Source organism: Pseudoalteromonas sp. SG43-8, assembly GCF_014164245.1.
Classification (GTDB): Bacteria; Pseudomonadota; Gammaproteobacteria; order Enterobacterales; family Alteromonadaceae; genus Pseudoalteromonas; species Pseudoalteromonas distincta.
This window is the reverse complement of record NZ_JACJEX010000001.1, coordinates 418,492-441,271: the sequence shown is the minus strand read 5'-3', so window position 1 is coordinate 441,271 and position 22,780 is coordinate 418,492. Positions and strand designations below refer to the sequence as shown.

Genomic DNA, 22,780 nt, shown 5'->3' with positions numbered 1-22,780 from the left:
CTATTTAGATGCGTTAAGCGCCATTTATCGCTGTAAACAAATGTAAACTTACGCTTTAATAGCACTACCCTCATAAAATAAAAAACAATAAAAGAGCACACTATGCAAAGTACAAACCCCACGTTTAAAAGCTTTAAAGCCTTCTACCCTTATTATTTAAAAGAGCACCGCAACGTGACTTGCCGCCGCTTACATTTTATAGGTAGTACACTTGTTCTTGCTGTAAGCGCAATAGCATTAATAAAACAACAATACAGTTTATTATGGCTATTACCTGTTATTGGATATGGGTTTGCGTGGATCGGGCATTTCTTTTTTGAAAAAAACCGCCCTGCTACCTTTAAACACCCTTTTTACAGTTTGTGGGGAGATTGGGTAATGTTTAAAGATATGCTTGTTGGAAAAATTAAATTTTAACACTATTTTTAGCACTATTTTTTATACCAATTACTTATAAAAACAAAATTGCTTCGTGCTTTAAAGTATAGGTTCGAATAAGTAGTACATAATTTATAGTACACCCATTAAATGTTAATTTGGTTAACATTTGATGGGTTATTTTGTAATTTAAATTTTAAAAAATATTTATAACTTAACAGCTATTTATTGCCAGCCCAATAAGAATGGCTTCCTACTTGTGACTGATTAGCCCCATCAACCTCATCTTACCAGTTAACCAAACGTTAAATTTAATTTTTAAATATAATTCACTATCCATCAATTACTTAGCAATTACCTTCGCTATATAACTAAAACAATGGTCATTATAAAAAACAATCAAATGTAATTATAAAAACACCTAAATTAATTGAATGTTATTCAATTGACTGACTTTGTTAATTAAGTATATGTTCAAGGTAACAAAGAGGTTTAATCTTTATCTTTTTGTTCAAAACTAAAATAATTCAATGGGTATGGGGAAATACAGCATGAATAGAAAACCGTTATTTAAATTACAGCAGTCGGTACCACGAATATTACTCGCCATGAGTGCATCAGCTGCGCTACTTGGTTCGCTCTCAGTAAATGCTGCAGAGCAAGACACCAAAGCAGAAGAAAACATCGAACAAATAAGCGTAATTGGCTCTCGCCGATTAGGCCGTACAGTAGAAGACAGTGCAGTACCCATCGATATAATTGGTGCAGATGCACTTAAAAACTCAGGCTTTACTGAAACGAATGCCCTACTTAGCAATTTATTACCTAGCTTTAACTTCCCGCAAGCATCACTTACTGATGGTAGTGACCATGTACGCCCTGCTCAACTTCGTGGTTTAGCACCTGATCACACTTTAGTGCTTGTTAATGGTAAGCGTCGCCATAGCAATGCATTACTTAACTTAAATGGCTCAACGGGTCGTGGTTCATCATCAGTTGATTTAAATGCTATTCCAGCAAATGCTATCGACCGCATTGAAGTATTACGTGATGGTGCAGCAGCCCAATATGGCTCTGATGCTATAGCCGGTGTTATTAATATTGTGCTTAAAAGTGCCAGCAGCGGTGGCTCAGTGGCGGCTATATATGGTGCTAACATAACAGAAATGGACGGTGTACCACAGCTTGAGTCTGTATCTGAAGGCAGTGATGGTAATTTAGCCTTTACCGAAGGGGGCGATCGCTCTTTAACAGACGGCCAAACACTAACGCTGCAAGGTAATATGGGTTTTGAACTTGGCGATAATGGCTTTTTAAACATTTCAACAGAATACCGCGACCGCCATTCAACTAACCGCTCTGACTACGATAATCGTGAAAACTACGCACGATTAGATGATGGCTCTCTCGACCCACGTGAACTTAACGTAAATCGATATAACCATAACTTTGGTAATGGCGATGTAGAAGACTTTTCAGTGTTTTATAACGCGGGGTATCAATTAACAAACGAAGTAGATTTATATTCGTTTGGCTCTTACAGCAAACGTGAAGGCGAAGGCGGCGGTTTTTATCGCCGTGCAAGCGATAGCCGTAATATAGAAGAAGTTTATCCTGATGGCTTTTTGCCTGTTATCACCTCAAACATAGATGACTTTTCACTGGCACTTGGCGCTAAAGGTTTTGTAAGTGAATGGAATTACGATGTATCGGCCGTATATGGTCAAGATGCATTTGAGTTTGGTGTAATAAATAGCTTGAATACCTCATACGGCCCGACTAGCCAAACAAGCTTTGATGCCGGCACCCTTACTTACGATCAGCTCACTTTAAACGTTGATTTTAGTCGCGAAGTAGACGTCAGCTTTTTAGAAAGCTCGGTAAGTGTCGCTGTAGGTGCTGAGTATCGCCGCGAAGGATATCAAATCGATGCAGGCGAAGAAGCATCATATGCACAAGGGTCATTTGGCCCAGGCGGCGCAGTAACCGACCCTGTTGATGGCCCATTTGGCGCAGCGGGCGCACAAGTATTTCCGGGATTTACACCCGAATCAGAGGGCGACAATAGCCGCCACAACGTGAGCTTGTATATAGACCTTGAAACCTACCTAACCGACGATTGGAATTTAGCGGTTGCCGCCCGTTATGAAGATTACTCAGACTTTGGCGATACACTTAACGGTAAAGTTGCGACTCGTTATTCATTAACTGAAGACCTAGCGCTGCGCGCTTCTGTATCTACTGGTTTTAGAGCCCCTTCTTTGCAGCAACAATACTTTACCTCAGTGGCCACTGTATTTGTTGATGGCGAACCAACCGAAACCGGCACTTTTGCACCAAGCAGCGATGTAGCAAAAGCACTGGGCTCACCGGGTCTTGATGCTGAAGAAGCAACAAACTACGGTGTTGGTTTTACATGGTCTACCGACTTTAATTTCAGCTTATCGGTTGATTACTACCAAATATTAATTGATGACCGCATTGTGCTATCAAACAACTTATCGGGCGCTGCTATTGAGCAACTTCTTGAAGGTACAGGCGCTAACCAAGGTCGTTTCTTCTTAAACGCAATTGACAGTAAAACGCGCGGTGTTGATGTTGTCGCTTCTTATAATGTAGCAACCGATGGTTACGGCGATGTTGCCTTTAACTTAGGTTATAACTACGGTAAAAATGAAGTTACCGATATAATTGACCCACCAGCAGAGCTACAAGGTGCAGGGTTTGATCAAGACAACTTATTCTCTGGTAACGAACTACGTCGTTTTGAAGTAAGTACACCGCGTAATAAATACAATTTAAGTGCAACATGGACTAACGATGATATTCGTACCACGCTTAGAACAACACGTTACGGAGAAACTCAAGACCCTTCAGATAACCCAGAACGTAACGAAGTGTTAAAGCCTAAATGGATAACCGACTTAGATGTAGCCTATTCGCTTACTAGCAACGTATCGCTGAGCGTAGGTGCTAATAACATTTTTGATGTTTACCCAGACGCAACCCGTGAAAATGTTGACGATTTAACAACCTTCTCGCGTTTATTTGCTTACTCTAGCTTCTCGCCGTATGGATTTAACGGACGCTACGTGTACGGCAAAATAGAAATGAAGTTTTAATAAGCACAGCTTAAAGTAACCAAACACACAAAAGCCACCGATTAGGTGGCTTTTTAATGCGAGTTGCTATTAAATCTATAATTAGATTTTAGTTAACCAACCGTGCTTGTCTTCACTTTTACCCCATTGAATATCGTTCAATGCTTGGCGAAGGCGCGCAGTCGTTGGGCCTGGCTCGCCAGTACCTACTTTGTATTCTTTATCGTTATGAATAAACGTACCTACCGCAGTTAGTACAGCAGCAGTGCCCGAAAGCGCCGCTTCAGTACCTGGTTTAGCAGCACGCTCTAATAGCTCAGTAACGCTAAAGTTACGCTCGCTTACCGTCATACCTAAATCTTTGGCTATGGTTAAAATACTATTACGCGTTACACCATGTAAAAACGTGCTATCAAGCGCTTTAGTAATAATTTCGTTGCCATCAATAAGTATAAAGTTAGCAGCACCGGTTTCTTGTACGTCGCCACCTGGGCAAAATAAAATTTGATCTGCTTGATACTTAGTTCGTGCAGCACTAATAGGTGCTAAAGCACTGGCGTAGTTACCACCACTTTTTACCATACCCATGTGTGGCGCGCAGCGCATGCCATCTTCTTCAAGCAGTACGCGCAGTGCAGTTGCACCACCTGCAAAGTAATCACCTACTGGCGATAGTAACGTATATAAAAGCGAGCTCATTGATGGCGCAGCTGCTTTACCAATTGCCGCCTCAGTACCAATATGAGTTGGGCGAATATACATAGAGCCCGGTGGTAATGGCGTTTCATCTGCGTATTCACGCATAATATCGATAATCATCGTTTTTAGCATATCGCCATCAAAACTCGGTAAGCTTAATAGCGCTGAGCTTTGTTGCATGCGTGCAATGTTTGCATCCATTCTAAAAAGATAAACAGAACCATCTTCATGGCGAAAGGCTTTCAAGCCTTCAAAACATGTACTTGAATAATGAAGAACGTGCGCACCAGCATGAAGTTCAAGTTTATCGGAAGGGACAATTGAGCTTTCGCTCCATTTATTATCAGAAAAACGAGCTTGAATCATCTGCGGCATAAACACGGTACCAAATGCGGCCATTTTAATCTCTCTTGTGTGGTCTATTTTCTTCCATTGTATGACAATCACACGCTATTTAACCATAGCTAAAGTAAGGCTTTTTTAATTAACTATGAGAAATTTTTGCAAGTGCTGTTTACTAATCAACCGCATTGGGTGCTATAAACAAAAAAATCGGCTAATGCAGTTGCACTAGCCGATTCTTAAAGGTAAATAATTTACTTGAACGAATACCTAATAATACGTTTTAACACCGAGGTATACTGTTTAAAAAAGCTACCTGTATGGTAATCAATACCGTGTTTTTTCAAAACGGCTTGTACTTGAGGTGCAACTTCTTGATAGCGCGAAGACGGCATATCTGGAAATAAGTGATGCTCTATTTGGCAGCTCAAATGCCCCGTTAAAACATGAAACCAATGCGACCCTTTAATATTAGATGAGCCCAGTACTTGGCGATAATACCACTGCCCTTGCGTTTCGTTTACGCAGTCTTCTTGTTTAAAAGTTTGCGTTTCTTCAGTAAAGTGACCACAAAATATTATGGTCGACGTCCATAAATTACGGATTAAGTTTGCCACTAAATTACCCGCTAATACCCATAAAAATAATGGGCCTGCAAGTAACGGGAATATCGCATAATCTTTAATTAACTGGCGAGCACCTTTACTAAAAAAGCGATGTTTTAGTGTTGAATGCGATACGAGCCCTTCGCGGTTTTCTTTCTTTTTACCAATAAAAACACGCTCTGCAGCTAACTCGTGATACGACACGCCCCACTGAAATAACACACTTAAATTAATATACGTAAAAAACTGCCATACATTTTTAAAGCGCCATTTAAAATCATCGCTTAAACGTAACAAGCCATAACCAAAGTCTCTGTCTTTACCAATAATGTTAGTATACGTATGGTGTTCAAAGTTATGAACGCGGTGCCAACTTTGCCCATCGCACGCTATGTCCCACTCATAATGTTGTGAGTTAAGTTGCTTGTCGTTCATCCAATCGTATTGACCATGCATTACATTGTGGCCAATTTCCATATTGTCTAAAATTTTAGCAAGCGCTAATAGCAACACACCTGCAACCCACAATAATGGTTGAATAAAACCAAGCATTAGCAAAATTCGCCCGCTCCATTCACACACTCGCTGTTTGCGCACAACAGAGCGAATATAGTCGGCATCTTGTTGGCCAACTTTGCCAAGGGTGTCCATTTTAATGGCATCTAGCTCGCTTGCGAGCATGTCATAGTCAATGTTTTTCATAATTGTAACTCCAAATCACTAACAGGTTGGCTTACGCAAAGTTGTATTAACTGCTCGCCGTTGTCACTCAATTCACCTGTTTTTAAATTACGTACCACGCCTGACTTTTTAATACATTGGCATTGATGACAAATACCAATACCGCAACCGCGTTTAACCGGTAATTGTTTTGCTTCAAACTGGGGTAGTAAAACATCGTTGCCCGATACAACATGGGCACTGGCGTTAATTTTTACATTAAATTGGCTATTGTCGTTTAAGCTAGGCAGCGCCAAACCAAAGGCTTCTTGGTAGTAATTTAGCTTATGCGTTTTAGCAAAATCGCTCACCGTTTGCATAAATGCGGCAGGGCCACAGCAGTAAATGTCTGGATTTTCCCACGGCTTAATATTGCTGGTTATATCGCTTGATTGCTCACGCGTTAATAATAAAAACGAAAAATGCTCAAACTGAGCCGCTAACTCACTCAGCTCATCAACACATTGATGCTCAGTAGCTTTAGCGTAATACACTAACGACACTTTTTGTGTAGTTTGGCTTAAGTAATCATCAAGCATAGCCAGCATAGGTGTTATACCCGACCCACCGGCAATAAAAGTGGCTGGCGTGTGTGTGTTTTTAAATACAAAGTCGCCGCTTGGCGCAGAAATATTGCACCACAACCCCGCTTTTAATGCGCTACTAAGTAAGCCAGTAAAGCGCCCTTGCGTATTTGTTTTGATTAGTAAACGCACTAACCCAGTATTTTTAAATTGTTGAGCGCTTGAGGCCACGGTAAAAACGCGTGTTAATAATCGCCCATTAATTTCAACAGTTAAACTTATATGCTGCCCTGATGTATGCGCCTGCCATTGTTTACTTGGTTTGAGTTGCACACTTAAAAAACCGCCATCAAGCACAGCGGTACTAACTACTTGCGCTCTAAACTGCCCTGCACGCCATGCAGGTTTAAATACCTGCATTATTGGCTCTATGTAGCCTGCAAAACTTTGATGGTGTAAAAACCATTTTGAAAATTGGTTTAATACTTTAATTATCATCACTATTAATCTCTTGGATCGTAAAATACTTAACGTTTGAACTTACACGTGTACGCTCAAACTTCAGCGCACAAGTGTACGCTGAAATTTTTAGTTTTCAACCCCTATAGAGTAATTATTCAATTTTTATTAGCGCAATTTGCTTAAACAATTTCCTGTGAAGAGATAATTTTAAAATATGTATGTGTGCATTTTTCATTCAACTCAACGCTTAACAAATTTATTTATGCCATGTTAAGGTTATGTAAGATTGGATTAATTTTGGAAGCCATAATGATAAATTTAATGTCACATAACACACTCCCTAAAATAATAAGTGCAGGCTTAACCGTTGCTATGTTTGCTATTAATGCACCCGCAAATGCAAAAAGCGATTACGTAAAAAACTATAAGCAGCTCGATACTTTATCGCTTAACGTTAACGCAGTAACAGCGGCAGAAGGCATAGTTATACCTTGGGCTATTGAGCCTTTAGCTAATGGTGATTTATTAATATCTGAGCGCAGCGGAACGTTATTTTTATTACCAAAAAATACAACTACGTTAACTAAGGTCTCTGGATTGCCCGACATTGACGCTAATGGCCAAGGTGGGTTGCTTGATTTATCACTACACACCGATAGTAAGCAAAACCAATGGCTGTACTTTAGTTACTCAAGTAGTGAGGGCAAAGGAAGCGGAAGTAACACCGCCTTAATGCGCGCCAAGCTAAGTAGCGATCATACGCAGTTTTCTGATCAGCAATTGCTATACAAAGGCGAGCATAATAGTACCAAAGGCCAGCACTACGGCAGCCGTATTGTGTTTGATGATAAAGGTTATGTTTATTTTTCAATTGGCGATCGCGGCTCGCGCGACATAAACCCGCAAGATCTCACGCGTGATGGCGGTAAAATTTATCGCTTACACGATGATGGCCGTATCCCAAGCGACAATCCGTTTGTTAAACGAAAAAATGCAAAACATGCAAAACATGCGGCATGGTCTTATGGGCACCGTAATCCACAAGGCATGTGGTTTGATAATAAAAATAATATTTTATGGTCTCACGAACACGGACCACGCGGCGGCGATGAGCTTAATATAATAGAAAAAGGCGCTAACTACGGATGGCCTTTAGTAAGCTATGGTGTTAACTACAGCGGTACCACATTTACAGACCTTAAAGAAAAAGACGGCATGCAATCGCCCGCATTACACTGGACCCCTTCTATTGCGCCATCCGATATGTTGTATGTAACGAGTGATAAATACCCAAAGCTTAAAGGTAAGCTATTACTTGCCTCAATGAAATTTGCATTTATTAGCGCACTGGAGCTCTCAAAAGGTAAGGTTGTTAAGCAATATAAAATACTCGATGGAATTGGCAGAGTACGCAGCCTAGCCCAAGGCAGTGATGGTTTTATTTATTTAGGTATTGATGGCCAAGGTATTAAACGCCTAGAGCCAGAACCTAAACATTTTCACCAAACAAAGAACTATTAAGCCCATTAATGCGTACACTAACTACATATAATTTAATATATTAAGAGAATACTAATGTTTTCATTTTTAAAGCCTGACCCAATAAAAAAACTGCGTAAAGAATACGACGTTAAACTAGAGCAAGGCATGCAGGCACAAAGAAAAGGCGACATTAAAAGCTTTGCAATGTTAAGTGCAGAAGCCGAAAAAATCTGGAGTGAAATAGAAGTACTTGAGGCAAAAAAAGCCAAGTAAGTTCATATTAAACGTGTCAGCCCTGTTTCAAAAGCAGGAAGACGCGTTTAGTAATTCATGACCTCGCTTTACAGCTCCCACCATCCGTAAACCACCTTTTATAATATGCTTACATAAACAAGTGTGCTTAAAGCGGTTACTTACATTATCGCCACCGTTTTTTAGTGAATATTAAATGATTTGAAATCGGATTTGGTTTTCATTTTAAATATTTAATTGCTGCATTTATGTACCGCGTTGGCGTTTTTCCTCCTAAGTCAAAAAATGAGGACGTTTTCCTCTTTTCTGCATATTATTAAAAGAACAGCCCGACTTAAAGTTTAATACTCGCAATGTGTTACAGGATTTGTTATTAATATTAAAAATAATTAAGAGGACATGCGTTGCTCATAAAAAGAGGAAAGTGTCCTCTGATAAAGCTGTTAGGCACTACCAACTTTCCAATTGTGGAGTATTAAACTTTATGGATAAAACAAGTCTCAAAAACCTCATCGCTTTTGCTCTGTTTATTGGAGTAATAATTATTTCTTTCATACAAATAAATAATGCTGAAACAGTTACAAAAACCGAAACGGCGTTGTTCAATATATTACAGTTACTATTTTCAATTGGTTTTTCTTGGATTATTTCAAGTTACTTTAGTGAGTTAAGCTTTATAGCTGCTCAAAAGAAATTTGCAATTGGAGCTTTTCGAAGGATTAAGGAAATTGAAAGATCCTTATCTAGAGCCCAAAATTTATTGGCTCCAGATAAAGTAGGAACTAAAGACTCTCAAAATCAACAATCAGTAATGTTTTGCCTTTTGAATGCACAAGATGCTGTTAATTCTTCAATTGCAGATTGGGGCGATATTATAGGTGATGAAATTCACTTAACTAAAGAAATATCTCGACTTAAGGGGCTCAGAGGGGCAGCGGACAAATTTGAGAAAGAATACTTAGATAATATTGCAACGGCTTCGTCTAAAGAAAGTGATCTTGAAAATGAAATTAAAGAATTGAAGTCAGAGTTACCAGCTAGTTTAAGAATTGAAGAAGAAAACGAAAGTAAGATGTATGATATGGCAGAGTTTTTCTTAAGTCATGAAATAAATGAAACAGGAGAAATAATTCTAAATGGATTCTGGGAACCTAAGGATTCTTTTACAGGTGATATTAAAGATGTGGCTCCAGGTGATACCCTATACATTTCTAGAGGTTATACAGAAAATAGAGGAGACGCACTTCTGGTTTTTGATGACAACGACAATTGGGTAGCAGTAATTACAAATAAATTTATGAGTTACCATGATGAAATTGTAATGGACTATGATAGTTTTCTTGAGCTTTTCGAAGAGTGTATTGGATACCGTTTCATTCCTAAGGCGTTTGGTGGGAAGGTAATTCCAATACTTGTTACTGAAAAAGATGAAGTAAATGAAAATGGATATCACCATTTTGAAGCAATTTTAAAAGTAGAAGATATTCCCAAAAGTGCCTAACAAGCTGTTAAACAAGGACAAAATACAGTTGGCTTTTTGTTCACTCCGTTCACTTATTTTAGCCAACTATATTATTGCCTGTTAACAGGGCGTTAGGTTTTAAGGAGAAAACTTTGGAAGTATCACTTCGCCAAGTCACAAAAGAAAATTATGAAGATGTATGTGAGCTTAATGTGTCAAAGGAACAAGAGGAGTACGTTGCTTGTAATATGTGGTCACTTGTTGAATCTATATTCAACGATGGGCATGAAACTAGAGCAATTTATTTGGAAAAAGAACCTGTCGGTTTCTTTATGTGGGTTAAAGAGTCACTAACTAAAGTTTCAATCTGGCGGTTCATGATTGACCGAAAACATCAAAAAAAAGGTATTGGTCGTAAAGCATTAGACCTTGCTCTAGCTGAAATAAAACAGCTTACAAACCTCAAGGAGATAGAGATTTGCTATAACCCTGAAAATCCAGTAGCTAAGGAATTTTATTCTAGCTTTGGTTTTGTTGAGATCGGTATGGATGAAGACGATGAAGATATGCTCGCAGTTATAAAAAATTAGGATGACACCCATCCTAATTACCTTGAACCGACTTTCCTTTAAATAAAAAGCGGTACATTACAGTGAACAAAGGCATGAATAAATTGACCTTACGGGGTCAAATGAAAGTGAATACCTTACTTCACGCTGCGGCAACTGTATTGCCTTGTTCATAATATAGAAAAGCTGAAAAACACGATGCATTAATGAGGGTAAGCCCTTTTAACCTAAAATAAAGCTACTAAAGCACCCATAATCCTGTCCAAAACGCCAATTAAAACAACACCAAACACTTCTATATTCTGCGTAAAAATACAGTAATCAATTGAACCAAAATAGGAACTCAGCTATGGTTTGTTTATCAATAAAAATAAATAAAAAACGAGTTAATCTACAGGCTCGTTATGTTTCTTCGGGTACTTATGAAAACTATAATTAAATCTCCAAGTGAATGCTCTCTATTTGAATTAGATACATTTGAAAAAATGGCAGTCGAAGGTGGGCAAGTTAGTCCTGTTGGTCTTCGCTCTCGAGTTAAGCAAGCAGAAAAATTAATTTTTATTTGGCAAGGTGATGCTTGTGTAGCTATTGCAGGGTTAAAAAATCCACTACAAATATATAAATCTAAAGTTTTTAAAGCTGCTGGTGTATCTAATGCTATTGAAAAGTATAAATGTGAAATTGGTTATATATACGCAAAAGTAAATGGTGTGGGTAATCAATTAATGGAAGGTGTTCTTGATGCAAGCGAAGGTTATTCAACTTTCGCGACCACACAAGATACTAATGAAGTAATGCAACATCTACTTCCTAAATTTGGCTTCGTCAAATTGGGGAATTCATACCTAAACGATAAAAAAGAATATTATCTAGGTTTATTTGGTAATGAAACATAACAAGACCTTGAAACGGACAATGCTCTTCCCCCGTTTATTAGCTCTTACGATTGTTTTGATCATACACATTCTCAGGACTTATTTGCATTAGCAGTGCGGGGTTATCTATAGGTTTAAACCCGTATTGCGCATAAAGGCCATGCGCATCAGAAGTTGCTAATTAAAAGCGCCTGAGCCCTTGCAGCTCAGGGTGCTCTACTATCGTTTTAATAAGTAACTTACTCAGCCCATTACCTTGCAAGTGCGGGGCAATAAATACATCGGCTAAATAGGCAAAGGTTGCTTTATCGGTCACTACCCTGGCAAAGCCAACTTGCTCGTTATGAGCGCTGTAAACACCAAAGCACATTGAGTTATCAATAGCCGATTGCATCACGCTTTTAGGAATGCCTTTGGCCCAATAGCTATTAGCAATAAAGTTATAAATAACGTTAAAGTTAAGTTTACTTTTGTCTGTGCTGATTGAGTAATCACTAGTGTTTACAGTCATAAGTTAATAGTCTTTTATTAATATTTTATAAGCGTTTCTATATAGTCTTTAACGTTCCTATAGCCTATAAATAATCTTTAACGTTTTTAAGCTGTTTGTCGTGTACTTTTGAAAGCATTAACAACGAGCAAATAGCCCCAAATAACGCCAATCCCATATCTGATTGGGTATCCCACACGTAACCTTGCGTGCCTAAAAATGCTTCTGCGTTTTCGCCGCTTAACACTGCAACCCACCACTCTATTAATTCGTAAAAGGCGCTAAATGCCAAACATACCGAAATAACAAAGGTGATTAACCAGCCTCGACCATTTACTACTTTTTTGCGCAGTAAAATTTCGCGTGCTAGTAGTGCAGGTACAAAGCCTTGAAAAAAGTGTCCTACTTTATCGTAGTTATTACGCTCACTACCAAATAGGTTATCGAACAAAGGGACTTCGGCGTAGGTGTAATGCCCGCCAATCATCAGCACAATGCAATGCGCTAAAATAAATGTATATAAAATAGGAGTTAGTTTAAAGTGGCTATAGGTACTTGCTAGCAGCACTAAACCAATAATTGCGGGGATAACTTCAAGCAGCCATGTAAATTGATCTTTTGGGTTAATACCAGACCAAATTAATACAATAAAAAACAGGCTCAGCCATAAATACTTCATTTAGAATCCTTTTCTAAATTGATCAAATTTACGGCATTTTACGCCTTTGAAATAAACGACGCTACCTATAGTTTGTTTTTGCAGTAATGCGATTAAACAAAGTAGGAAAAAAGCGCTTAATTGTAGGCGCCCAACCACTTAAACCTTTGCCAATAATCACTTCGTCTTTTTTATTGCTAATGGCACGAATCATTTTTGTAGCTGCTACGCTTACATCCATGCCATTTTCTATCGACTCTTCTGGTTTATTTTGCGCTATGCCTTGCTCGTTTAGTGAGTTATGCGCAATTGCTGTTTTAATAGAGCCTGGGCAAATTGTTAAACAATGAATATTATGTTGTGCTACTTCTGCACGTAGGCAATCCATAAAACCAACAACCGCATATTTAGAACCCGAGTAACCTGTTCTAAATTTTGAACCTACTTTACCCGCCACACTACTAATAGACACAATTGAGCCACTGCGCCTTGCCACCATAGTAGGCAATATAGCTTTAGTAAGTGCAATTAAGCCAAAGTAATTAACCTCCATTAATTGGCGATACACGTTAAAGTCGTTTTCTAAAAATAAGCTACGCTGCGATACGCCGCCGTTATTAATCAAAATATCTATTGCAGGAAGCTCGCTCATTTTTGCTGTTACTGTACTTAGTACATGCTCTGGCTCGGCTAAGTCCAGCGGCACAACTAAGTGCCCTTCACCTTTAAGCGTTGCTTTTAAATCGTTTAATTTATCTACATTGCGCGCCGATAAAATAACGCGCGCTCCAAGCTCAGCAAATTGTATAGCAAGCTCTTTACCAATACCTGACGATGCCCCGGTGATCCACACGGTTTTAATATTATATTGCATACGTTATCTGCCTTTTATTGTTATTTATTAGGTTTTATTAAAGTACTTAGTAATGTATTTTACGCTTTTGTAGGGCCTGCTATTGCGTTTACTTCATCTTCTAATGTTTTGTAAAAGCCCATTAAAAATAGTAGTTCAACGGTTACGTACAAAGGGCCAATAATTAAACCAATTAGGTCATCTACAAACGCCGGTTTTTTACCTTCGTAATAGTGCCCAATAAACTGTAATACCCAGCCAAATACAAACACACCTACGCCAATACTCAACCACGGCCAAAGCGCCATTGCCGCAATAAGCTGAGCACTAACAAGGAGTAAGGTGAATATTACGGCCATAATAAAGCCAAGCGAAAAGCTCAGCATAAAATAATAAACAACCGACGCTAATACAAAAAGTTGTGCGCCATCAATTACTACGCTACCAAGGGGTATTTGAATACGCGCAAGTAAACACAACGCTGCAAATACAATGAGCGGAATACCAAAAAAGTGCGTTAGTACATTGCGCTTAGAACGATGATACAAACCATATTTACCAAGTTGCTGTTGAAGTGTTTTCATTGTTTTGCCTTTATTTTTATATATAAAACTTACTTTAGCAAAAGTAGACACAACAACAATGTCAGGTATCCGACATTTTGTAAATTAAACAAATGCAGAAATTATTTTACCCGGCTCATGCTCACCTTGCATATCCGTTCGCTCGCGCCCTTTTTGATACTCTTGCTCAAGCATTTTTTGAAGCTCATCAATTTTATCAGCAATTGCGTCAGGGTCTGCGCCCTCTCCTTGTAGCTCTTTAGTGAGTTCTTCTATTGTCGCTTTTAGTTCGTCTATTTTGTTTTTGTTTACACCTAAGCGCTGATAAACCAGCGCTTCTTGAGCACTTTCTAAAAACGTTGGTTCTTTAGGAGCTGAGGTAATGCCTTTAACATCATTTGTTTTTTCGTTAGGGAGGGTATTAGTTGCCGCAACTTCGCTTAGTCCTGCCGCTTTATTTAATGCAGGAGAGTTATAGTTACTATATTGATTTTTAAAGGTTATTGTAGTCATTAGCTCAAATCCATTGTTGCGTTACATTATCTGTAGCAATTTTGGTTCCAACTAAATAAAAAAGTCTCTATTTAAGCTTGTGTAGCACGCGCCTGTAACTTTTGTTTATCTAAAACAGTTATGCGTTGATACCCCAAACTAATGGCTTGTAGGCTAACAAGCTGTTGCAGTATTTGATTAATAGTTTGGCGCGTTAGGTAGGTCATATCAGCAAGTTGCTGCTGAGATAAAACAAGCGGTGTTAAGTGCTCTGTATGTTCGCTAAGCATTAAAAGTCGATTGCATACTTTTTGCTCAGCGCTTAGTAATGCGTGATCTTCCATTGAGGTAAACATTAGGCGTAATTTTTGTGCCAACAATAAACCAAACTCTTGCCAATATTGTGGCTGCTTGTTTAATAGCTGTTCAAGCTCGCGTTGGGGCACGTAAAAAAGCACAACATCAGTTTGTGCATATACATCGTGAGTACGCAGGCCACCATCAAACAAGGTAACTTCGCCAAACCACAGTGATGAATCAATAAAGCTCAATACGGCTTCTTTGCCTTCGTTACTTACGCCACTAATACACACCACGCCGCTAAGTACGGCATAAATTCCATCGTGCTTATCACCTCGCAAAAATAATGATTGCTGAGCCTTTAGTGAAAGCGTTTTGCCCTGCGTTAATAAAAAGCTTTTTAAATAAGCGCTACGGTTTTTAAACCAATGCCCTTGCTCTATAACGTTTTGCTGCTGTGGAGTCATTATTTACTGCATTTGCTTATTAAATGGCTGTTTTTCTATAACCAATTTTTTAGGGAAATTTAAATCGGTTGCTATAACAAAATCATCGTAAGGATCATTACCCGAAAACAGCTCAGTTATTAATGTATCGTTTTTATAAACATTAACGGTTACACCGCTGCCCATACCGCCTGAGTTAATAATATAGTAGTGGTATTCGCCGTTACTAAAAAATAAAATACTCTCGCCAATACGCCCTACTTGCCTGTAGTAACTGCCAAATGGTGCATTTGGTGTAGCTTCTTTTTCAAGCCCTATGTCATTAACTCTACCAAATCGATAACTAAGTGATGAGTCATCTTTTGCAACGCAAATAGAAAGCACTTTATCGGTAGGCTCTAACTTGTAGGCTGTATTTTCATCTGGGTTACGCACAACTTTATGCATTTTTGCGTTAATGTAGGCTGCTTCATTACTTTTACAATGTGTTGCTAGCATACCGACCACTAAAGCGGGTTCGTGTGTTTGAGCTGCTGGAGGCGTGTTTACTTTGAGATTAGAGGGTGAGTTACTTACATTATTATTTAGCTGAGGACTACCTTGAATTGCCATACTTTGATCTTCACAACCAAACAGAGCAAACAAGAAGAAAGAATAAAAGCTCGCTAAAAATTTAATGCGCATAATAAAATCCATCTATGAGAGAGCCTTTAAAATAGCGATAAAACTAGCGACTCGCAACACCTTATGCGCAATACTTTATAAGTTTATTTTTAAACCATCTTCTGCAAAAACTACGTTACTTTTTAGTGATTTAATTAACGATTTTTTAAACAACCACTGGTTTTTAATGACCGATTCATAAACTGAGATAGAACCGCCGCTTGATGCGTTTTCATCAATTGCGTTGTACATAATCACTACATCGGCATTTTCGCTAAGTTAGCAAATGTACCTATTTTTTGTTGAGTGACCAACGGCCGATTTATTAATTTTAGCTAGTATTAAAAGCTGATTTAAACACCTTATAAAAATATGTAAATAACTAAATTAATCAATAATTGGTTTTCTTATAATAAAATGTTGTTACCGCACTATTTCAAACGGTTTTTTATAACCAATTGTAATTTATACTTTAAATAAAATTAAATTCAAAAAACATACATTTTAAAAACAATTTAGTCTCATTTTATTAAAACAACAGTTGACCCTATTCAAAATATAAACTAGCATTTATGGAAGCGCTTCCACAAAATCTAGTTAAATAGATCTTTCTGGAAGCGCTTCCACACATTTGACAATGTTTATAACTACACAATAACAGCCCCATACAAGCTGTTAATAATAATGATAAAAGCGCGAGGGAAACCGAATGTCCAACCATATTGTAAGAAAAACAAAGATAGCGACCAGCCTATCTCTGATTTTAGGTGCATCAATCTCTTTGCCTGTATATGCACAAGAAGCAAATACAGATGTTGAAGTAATCCAAGTTACTGGTTTTAAAAGCAGTATTAAAGAGTCGACTCGTTTAAAACGCGACGCCGCCGGTGTTGTAGATGCAATATCAGCTGAAGATATTGGTAAATTCCCAGATACCAACTTAGCCGAGTCGCTACAGCGTATTACGGGTGTGTCGATTGATCGCTCAAATGGTGAAGGCTCTAAAGTAACGGTTCGTGGTTTTGGCCCCGACTACAATATGGTAACCCTAAACGGGCGTACAATGCCGGCGGCATCTTTGCCTGCAGGCGGTGGTACACCCAGCTCTCGTGCATTTGACTTTGCAAACTTAGCGTCTGATAGCGTTAAATCGGTTGAAGTATATAAAACGGGTAAAGCTAGCATTGCATCAGGTGGTATTGGCGCAACAATTAATATTAATACGGCTCGCCCGCTCGACAATCCAGGCTTTGTTTCAAGCATTGGCGTAAAAGCATTACACGACTCAACAAACCGCGTTGGTGATGACATAACACCTGAGCTTTCGGGCTTAATTAGCTGGACCGACAGTGAAGCTAAATTTGGTGCCTCGTTAACTGCAAGCATGCAACAGCGCGATAGCTCATCAACAGGTGCGTTTGTAAATCAATGGAATACATCAGCTTTTGACGGCACAATCCCACAAGCTGCAGACGATATTGTTTTAACTAATGCACCCGCTGTTGGTCAGCTTTATTCAATGCCATCAGATTTGCGCTACACCATTGCCGACAGAGAACGTACTCGTACAAACGCGCAATTAACGCTGCAATACAGCCCAATTGACGATTTAACAGCCACGCTTGATTACACATATTCTAAGCAAGATTTATTCGAAGCCCGTGCTGAGCAATCAATTTGGATGGATAACTACAAAAGCGCGCTAACGTTTGACGATAACACGGTAAAAACCCCAATTTATTACCGAGAAGAACGTCGCGATCAGCAAACACGCGATTTAGGTTTAGCGTTTCAAGAGCTGAACCAAGTTAACCAAAACGACTCTATTGGTTTAAACGTTGAATACTATTTCAATTCAGAATTGAGCTTTATGTTTGATGCGCACAATTCAAAAGCCACTAGCAAACCAGATGCACCTTACGGCAGCTGGGTAAACGCAGGCTTGGGCGCAAACGTAGTTAACGCACAAGAAGTTGATTTTAGCCGCGAACTTCCATCAATGAGTATCGATTTTGATGATTGCCGCCGAGACAACCTAAATTGTAATAACACGTTAGATGCCTCTGATGTGGGTACGTCTATTTTAGATTCTAACTTTGCTCGCCAAGAATCTGAAATTACAGAATTTAGAATCCATGGTAAATACGAAATTGAAAACGGTGCAATTGACTTTGGTATAGAGTCTCGCTCTATGGAAAGCCATTCACTGCAATCACTTACACGTAATACAATGGGTAACTGGGGTATAGAAAACCCAGGCGAACTACCTGATGGCTACCTAAACCCAACAAACTTTTTAGCTGAGTTTGACGACTACGATACATCGGGCTCGTTCAACCAAGGTTATACTGGCAGCGCATCGCAAATTGGTTACTGGGCAGGTGAAGAATACGGCTTTAACTTTGCAGCCGATGGCGCATTTGCAACTAACCGCACCATTGAAGAAGATATAACCGCAGCGTTTGTGCAATTTACTTACAACGGCTACATTGGCGATATGCCATACAACATTGTAATTGGCGCGCGCCAAGAGTCTACCGACATTACCTCAACGGCTAATATCGACTTACCTAACGCAGTAGCGTGGGAAGGTAATAACGACTTTAATGTTCGTTTTGGCTCGGCTAAAGAAGATTTCACGCTTAAATCTAGCTACGATCACTTTTTACCAAGCTTTGACTTTGACATAGAAGTAATTGAAAACGTAAAAGCGCGTTTTTCTTATAGCACGACAATTGCTCGCCCAACTTACGACAACTTAAGTTCAGCAGCGACGGTTGGTGTACCAGGTGCCCCTACTCTTTTAGCGGGTTCATCACCAGCTACAGCGTCAACAGGTAATCCTGGTTTAGTGCCGCTTGAATCAGATAATATTGATGTATCGGCTGAGTGGTACTTTGCAGAAACAAGTTATGTGTCGGTAGGTTATTACACTAAAGACATCGAAAACTTTATTGGTTTAACACCCATGACGCAAAACTACTACGGATTACGCGATGCAACAGCAGGCCCTCGCGCTCAAGCTGCCATTGCTGAGCTAGAATCTCGCGGACTTGCTCTAACCGATTCAAACTTATTTCAAATGGTTGCCGCAACAGAAAATGGCGTTGATTTTGACTCTATGACCTACGAAGAGTTTGAAGCCGCTTACGATGTAATTGCCAACAGCGATGACCCATTACTAGAATTTACAGCGCAAGTACCTACCAACAATAAAAATGCCACTATTGATGGTTTTGAAATTGCCTTTCAACACTTTTTTGGTGAAAGCGGTTTTGGTGTGCAAGCAAACTACACCACAGTTAATGGCGACATAGACTTTGATGTAAACGCTGACCCTACTACTACACAATTTGCACTAGTGGGTTTAAGCGATACAGCCAACTTTATTGCAATGTACGAAAACGATGATTTTCAAGCACGTATTGCTTACAACTGGCGTGATAAGTTTTTAAATAGCGCAGCTCGATACGTAAACGAGCCTGGCTTTACTGAAGAATATTATCAAATCGACTTTAATGTTGCGTACAACTACAGCGAACAACTATCGTTTTTTGTTGAAGGCCTTAACATTACTGAACAAAACAGCCGCGAACATGGCCGTACGTCAGTACAATTGTGGAACCTACAACAGCTAGGCGCACGTTACAATATTGGTATGCGTTACAACTTCTAAAGGTAATACAAAGTAAAGCCGTTAGTTTTTACTAGCGGCTTTTTTGTATTTAAAACAGTATTAATGCTAGTTTAATTGTTATCAACTTTAGGGTGTTAACTCATGACCAAACCAATAACAAAAATAGTCGTTTTAGGTGGTGGCACTGCTGGTTGGCTAAGCGCAGGCTTATTAGCCGCCGAACACCCGCACCTTAATGTAACGTTAGTGGAGTCGGCAAACGTGCCTATATTGGGTGTGGGCGAAGGCACATGGCCATCAATGCGCAACACACTACAGCGCATTGGCATTAAAGAAAGTGATTTTATAACCCAGTGCGACGCGTCATTTAAGCAAGGTTCTAAATTTATAAATTGGCGCAACCTCAGCGAGGGAGAAAACTACTACCACCCTTTTATGAATCCACAAGGCTACGAGCACACTAATTTACACGCCAGTTGGCAACGTATTGCACCTGATCAAAAATTTGCCGACGTTGTTAATATGCAAAGCTTTGTATGCCAAGCAGCACTTGCACCAAAACAATTACAAACTCCCGAATACGCAGCAGTCACCAACTATGGCTATCATTTAGATGCGGGTAAATTTGCTGAGTTTTTAAAAAATCACTGTGTTAAAAATCTAAACGTTACACATATTATTGACGATGTAACCGAGGTTATTGACGACGATCATGGCTATATTGCCGCATTAAAAATAAATAATAATGGCGATATAACAGGTGATTTATTTATAGATTGCTCAGGCTCTCGTGCTCGTTTAATTGGTGATCATTTTAATAGTGAGTTTATAACGCAAGATCATATTTTATTTAATAACAGCGCTGTAGCGGCGCAAATACCTAATGCACACATCGATCAGCCAATTGCCTCTGCTACGCTATCTACAGCGCAAAGTAACGGCTGGATTTGGGATATAGCCCTGCCAACACGCCGTGGTACAGGTTATGTATTTAGTAGTAAATATCAAAGCGATGAAAGCGCAACAAATACACTAAAAAGCTACATAGCCAAAAGCAGCAGTGAGCAACAAGCTGAGCAACTTACCTACCGTGTATTAAAATTCAGCCCTGGTTACAGGCAACAATTTTGGATTAAAAACTGTGTTGCCGTGGGTATGTCAGCTGGCTTTTTAGAGCCGCTTGAAGCGTCAGCTCTTGCTATGGTTGAACTTTCAATTAGCATGATAAGCGAGCAACTACCGCAAAACCGCACCCACATGAGCCAGCTTGCAATTCGTTTTAACAGCCGCTTTAGCACTCGTTGGCAGCGCGTTATTGAATTCTTAAAACTTCATTATGTACTAAGCGAGCGCGACGACACTCCTTATTGGCAAGATATTAGTAATTTAAATACCGCGCCCGAGCGCCTGCAAAACTTACTTAAACTTTGGCAATTTCAGCCCCCTAGCCGCTTTGATTTTATTGAAAACGAAGAAGTGTTTTCATCAAGCAGTTACCAATACGTTTTATATGGCATGGGCTTTAATACACAAACAATCTCTGCACAAAATACATTTAACGACCCACGCGCTGGGGATTACTATTATCAGCAAAATCGCGAAAAAATAGCGCAGTGCTTAAATGGACTGCCAAGTAATCGCGCGCTTTTAAATCATCTTTTATTAAATAATGGGCAGCCACATAATGACTAAAACAAACGCTGTTAAAAACGTAGTAATTGCTGGAGGCGGCACTGCAGGTTGGATGGCCGCAGCAGCACTTGCTAAACTAGTTGGTAACAATATAAACATAACCCTTGTTGAATCTGACGATATTGGCACTGTAGGTGTTGGTGAAGCAACAATTCCGCCTATTCGTACATTTCATAAATTGCTGGGTATAAACGAGCAAGCATTTATGAAAGCCACTCAAGCAAGCTTTAAATTAGGTATTAGCTTTGAAAACTGGGGCGATGAAAACACGCATTATATTCACTCATTTGGCGCAACGGGCAAAGAATGTTGGGCGGGTGAATTTCATCACTTTTGGCTGCAAGGTAAAGCACTTGGAATAAACAACCCATTTGGCGATTACTGCTACGAGCTGCAAGCGGCTAAAGCCGGTAAATTTGCGTTTAATCAGCAAAACCCCATTAACTATGCTTACCATATGGATGCCACGCGTTACGCGCAGTTTTTACGTGAATTTTCAGAGCCACTGGGTGTAAAACGCATTGAAGGTAAAATACAAAAAGTAGTAAAAAACACTAAAACGGGCCATATAGAATCACTTACTTTAAATAATGGCGAGCTTATTAACGGCGACTTTTTTATTGATTGCACCGGCTTTAGAGGTTTATTAATAGAGCAAGCATTGCATACTGGCTACGAAGACTGGTCGCATTTACTACCGTGTAACAGCGCCATTGCGGTGCAAACAAAATCAACCAGCGATACCGTATTGCCACTTACCCGCTCTATTGCCCATAAAAGCGGCTGGCAATGGCGTATACCGCTGCAAAACCGTGTAGGCAACGGATTAGTTTATTGCAGCCAATATATGGATGACGAGCAAGCCAAAGCGCTCTTATTAAGTAACATTGAGGGCGAGGCGCTTACAGAGCCCCTTATTATTAAATTTAAAACAGGGCGCCGCTTAAAAGGCTGGAATAAAAACTGCTTAGCGCTTGGCCTTGCTAGCGGTTTTGTTGAGCCACTTGAGTCCACCAGCATTCACTTAATAATGTCGGGTATTATTCGCTTTATGCGTTTATTTCCGTTTAATGGCATTACCAATCACGCCATTGACGAATACAACAAACAACTTAAAAGCGAAATCGAAAATATTCGCGACTTTATTGTGCTGCACTACAAAGTAACTAATCGCGATGACAGTGAGTTTTGGCAACATTGTAGCGCCATGGAAGTGCCAAAAACACTTCAACATAAAATTGATTTGTTTAAACAAACCGGCCGTGTATTTTTAGACGATGGCGACATTTTTAGAGTCGACTCGTGGGTGCAAGTTATGCTTGGTCAAGGTATTGAGCCTAATCAACATCACTTAATAGCCAGCATGATGAGTGATGAAGAACTCACCCGTTTTTTACACGGTATTAAGCAACAAATAGAGCAACGCGTAAGCCAATTACCATCTCATCATGAGTTTTTAAAGCAGTATTGCCCAGCATAAAAAACCCTTATTACTAAGGGTTTTTGGTACACACA

20 protein-coding genes and 1 pseudogene are annotated in these 22,780 nt (G+C 39.4%); 10 read left to right on the top strand and 11 right to left on the bottom strand.

Annotation, left to right across the window (positions count from 1 at the left end; genetic code table 11):
- The first annotated feature begins 102 nt into the window (after positions 1–102).
- Positions 103–417: a DUF962 domain-containing protein gene (locus tag H5122_RS02010; RefSeq protein ID WP_182681128.1), complete on the top strand. Its 315-nt coding sequence runs from the start codon at positions 103–105 to the stop codon at positions 415–417.
- A gap of 512 nt (positions 418–929) precedes the next feature.
- Positions 930–3,500 (top strand): TonB-dependent siderophore receptor, encoded by a 2,571-nt coding sequence (locus H5122_RS02005; protein WP_182681127.1) that lies wholly within the window; start codon positions 930–932, stop codon positions 3,498–3,500.
- An 81-nt stretch (positions 3,501–3,581) separates the two neighbouring features.
- Here H5122_RS02005 and H5122_RS02000 read toward each other — a convergent pair whose 3' ends face one another.
- The 3 genes from H5122_RS02000 to H5122_RS01990 form a co-directional block, all read right to left on the bottom strand.
- A complete protein-coding gene (locus H5122_RS02000) occupies positions 3,582–4,583 on the bottom strand; it encodes a branched-chain amino acid aminotransferase (RefSeq protein ID WP_262501086.1) in 1,002 nt (333 codons plus the stop codon).
- A 191-nt stretch (positions 4,584–4,774) separates the two neighbouring features.
- Positions 4,775–5,827 (bottom strand): acyl-CoA desaturase, encoded by a 1,053-nt coding sequence (locus H5122_RS01995; protein ID WP_182681126.1) that lies wholly within the window; start codon positions 5,825–5,827, stop codon positions 4,775–4,777.
- The gene (locus tag H5122_RS01990) at positions 5,824–6,867 is read right to left on the bottom strand and encodes a flavin reductase family protein (RefSeq protein WP_182681430.1); all 1,044 of its coding nucleotides are present in this window, start codon (positions 6,865–6,867) and stop codon (positions 5,824–5,826) included. Before H5122_RS01990 ends, H5122_RS01995 begins: the two co-directional genes overlap by 4 nt.
- 273 nt (positions 6,868–7,140) lie before the next feature.
- On the opposite strand from H5122_RS01990, the gene H5122_RS01985 reads away from it, so the two are divergent.
- From H5122_RS01985 to H5122_RS01965, 5 genes are all read left to right on the top strand, one after another.
- Positions 7,141–8,352, top strand: a complete 1,212-nt coding sequence (locus H5122_RS01985; protein ID WP_182681125.1) for a PQQ-dependent sugar dehydrogenase — start codon at positions 7,141–7,143, stop codon at positions 8,350–8,352.
- A 54-nt stretch (positions 8,353–8,406) separates the two neighbouring features.
- On the top strand, positions 8,407–8,586 hold the full coding sequence (locus H5122_RS01980; protein WP_182681124.1) for a DUF6435 family protein: 180 nt from the start codon (positions 8,407–8,409) through the stop codon (positions 8,584–8,586).
- 463 nt (positions 8,587–9,049) lie between these two features.
- Complete coding sequence (locus H5122_RS01975; protein WP_182681123.1) at positions 9,050–10,066, top strand: hypothetical protein; 1,017 nt, start codon at positions 9,050–9,052, stop codon at positions 10,064–10,066.
- A 113-nt stretch (positions 10,067–10,179) separates the two neighbouring features.
- Entirely contained in the window at positions 10,180–10,617 is a 438-nt protein-coding gene (locus H5122_RS01970) for a GNAT family N-acetyltransferase (RefSeq protein ID WP_182681122.1), read from the top strand.
- A 401-nt stretch (positions 10,618–11,018) separates the two neighbouring features.
- The gene (locus tag H5122_RS01965) at positions 11,019–11,492 is read left to right on the top strand and encodes an N-acetyltransferase (RefSeq protein WP_182681121.1); all 474 of its coding nucleotides are present in this window, start codon (positions 11,019–11,021) and stop codon (positions 11,490–11,492) included.
- A 37-nt stretch (positions 11,493–11,529) separates the two neighbouring features.
- On the opposite strand, the pseudogene H5122_RS01960 reads toward H5122_RS01965, so the two are convergent.
- The 8 genes and pseudogenes from H5122_RS01960 to H5122_RS01925 form a co-directional block, all read right to left on the bottom strand.
- Positions 11,530–11,982: pseudogene (locus H5122_RS01960) on the bottom strand (GNAT family N-acetyltransferase).
- A gap of 64 nt (positions 11,983–12,046) precedes the next feature.
- Positions 12,047–12,640 carry a DUF2238 domain-containing protein gene (locus H5122_RS01955; protein WP_154903762.1) on the bottom strand — a complete coding sequence of 198 codons (594 nt, stop codon included), beginning with the start codon at positions 12,638–12,640 and terminating at the stop codon, positions 12,047–12,049.
- Positions 12,641–12,701: 61 nt separating this feature from the next.
- On the bottom strand, positions 12,702–13,493 hold the full coding sequence (locus tag H5122_RS01950; RefSeq protein ID WP_182681120.1) for an SDR family oxidoreductase: 792 nt from the start codon (positions 13,491–13,493) through the stop codon (positions 12,702–12,704).
- A gap of 59 nt (positions 13,494–13,552) precedes the next feature.
- A complete protein-coding gene (locus H5122_RS01945) occupies positions 13,553–14,056 on the bottom strand; it encodes a DUF962 domain-containing protein (protein WP_182681119.1) in 504 nt (167 codons plus the stop codon).
- An 84-nt stretch (positions 14,057–14,140) separates the two neighbouring features.
- Positions 14,141–14,548 carry a hypothetical protein gene (locus H5122_RS01940; protein ID WP_182681118.1) on the bottom strand — a complete coding sequence of 136 codons (408 nt, stop codon included), beginning with the start codon at positions 14,546–14,548 and terminating at the stop codon, positions 14,141–14,143.
- Positions 14,549–14,619: 71 nt separating this feature from the next.
- A complete protein-coding gene (locus H5122_RS01935) occupies positions 14,620–15,294 on the bottom strand; it encodes a Crp/Fnr family transcriptional regulator (protein ID WP_182681117.1) in 675 nt (224 codons plus the stop codon).
- 3 nt (positions 15,295–15,297) lie between these two features.
- Positions 15,298–15,957: a hypothetical protein gene (locus tag H5122_RS01930; RefSeq protein WP_259395739.1), complete on the bottom strand. Its 660-nt coding sequence runs from the start codon at positions 15,955–15,957 to the stop codon at positions 15,298–15,300.
- Positions 15,958–16,032: 75 nt separating this feature from the next.
- Positions 16,033–16,188 carry a hypothetical protein gene (locus H5122_RS01925; protein WP_259395740.1) on the bottom strand — a complete coding sequence of 52 codons (156 nt, stop codon included), beginning with the start codon at positions 16,186–16,188 and terminating at the stop codon, positions 16,033–16,035.
- A gap of 457 nt (positions 16,189–16,645) precedes the next feature.
- On the opposite strand from H5122_RS01925, the gene H5122_RS01920 reads away from it, so the two are divergent.
- From H5122_RS01920 to H5122_RS01910, 3 genes are all read left to right on the top strand, one after another.
- Positions 16,646–19,612 carry a TonB-dependent receptor gene (locus H5122_RS01920; RefSeq protein WP_149602463.1) on the top strand — a complete coding sequence of 989 codons (2,967 nt, stop codon included), beginning with the start codon at positions 16,646–16,648 and terminating at the stop codon, positions 19,610–19,612.
- Positions 19,613–19,714: 102 nt separating this feature from the next.
- Positions 19,715–21,265: a tryptophan halogenase family protein gene (locus H5122_RS01915; protein ID WP_182681115.1), complete on the top strand. Its 1,551-nt coding sequence runs from the start codon at positions 19,715–19,717 to the stop codon at positions 21,263–21,265.
- Entirely contained in the window at positions 21,258–22,745 is a 1,488-nt protein-coding gene (locus H5122_RS01910; RefSeq protein WP_182681114.1) for a tryptophan halogenase family protein, read from the top strand. Before H5122_RS01915 ends, H5122_RS01910 begins: the two co-directional genes overlap by 8 nt.
- The last annotated feature ends 35 nt before the right edge of the window (positions 22,746–22,780 follow it).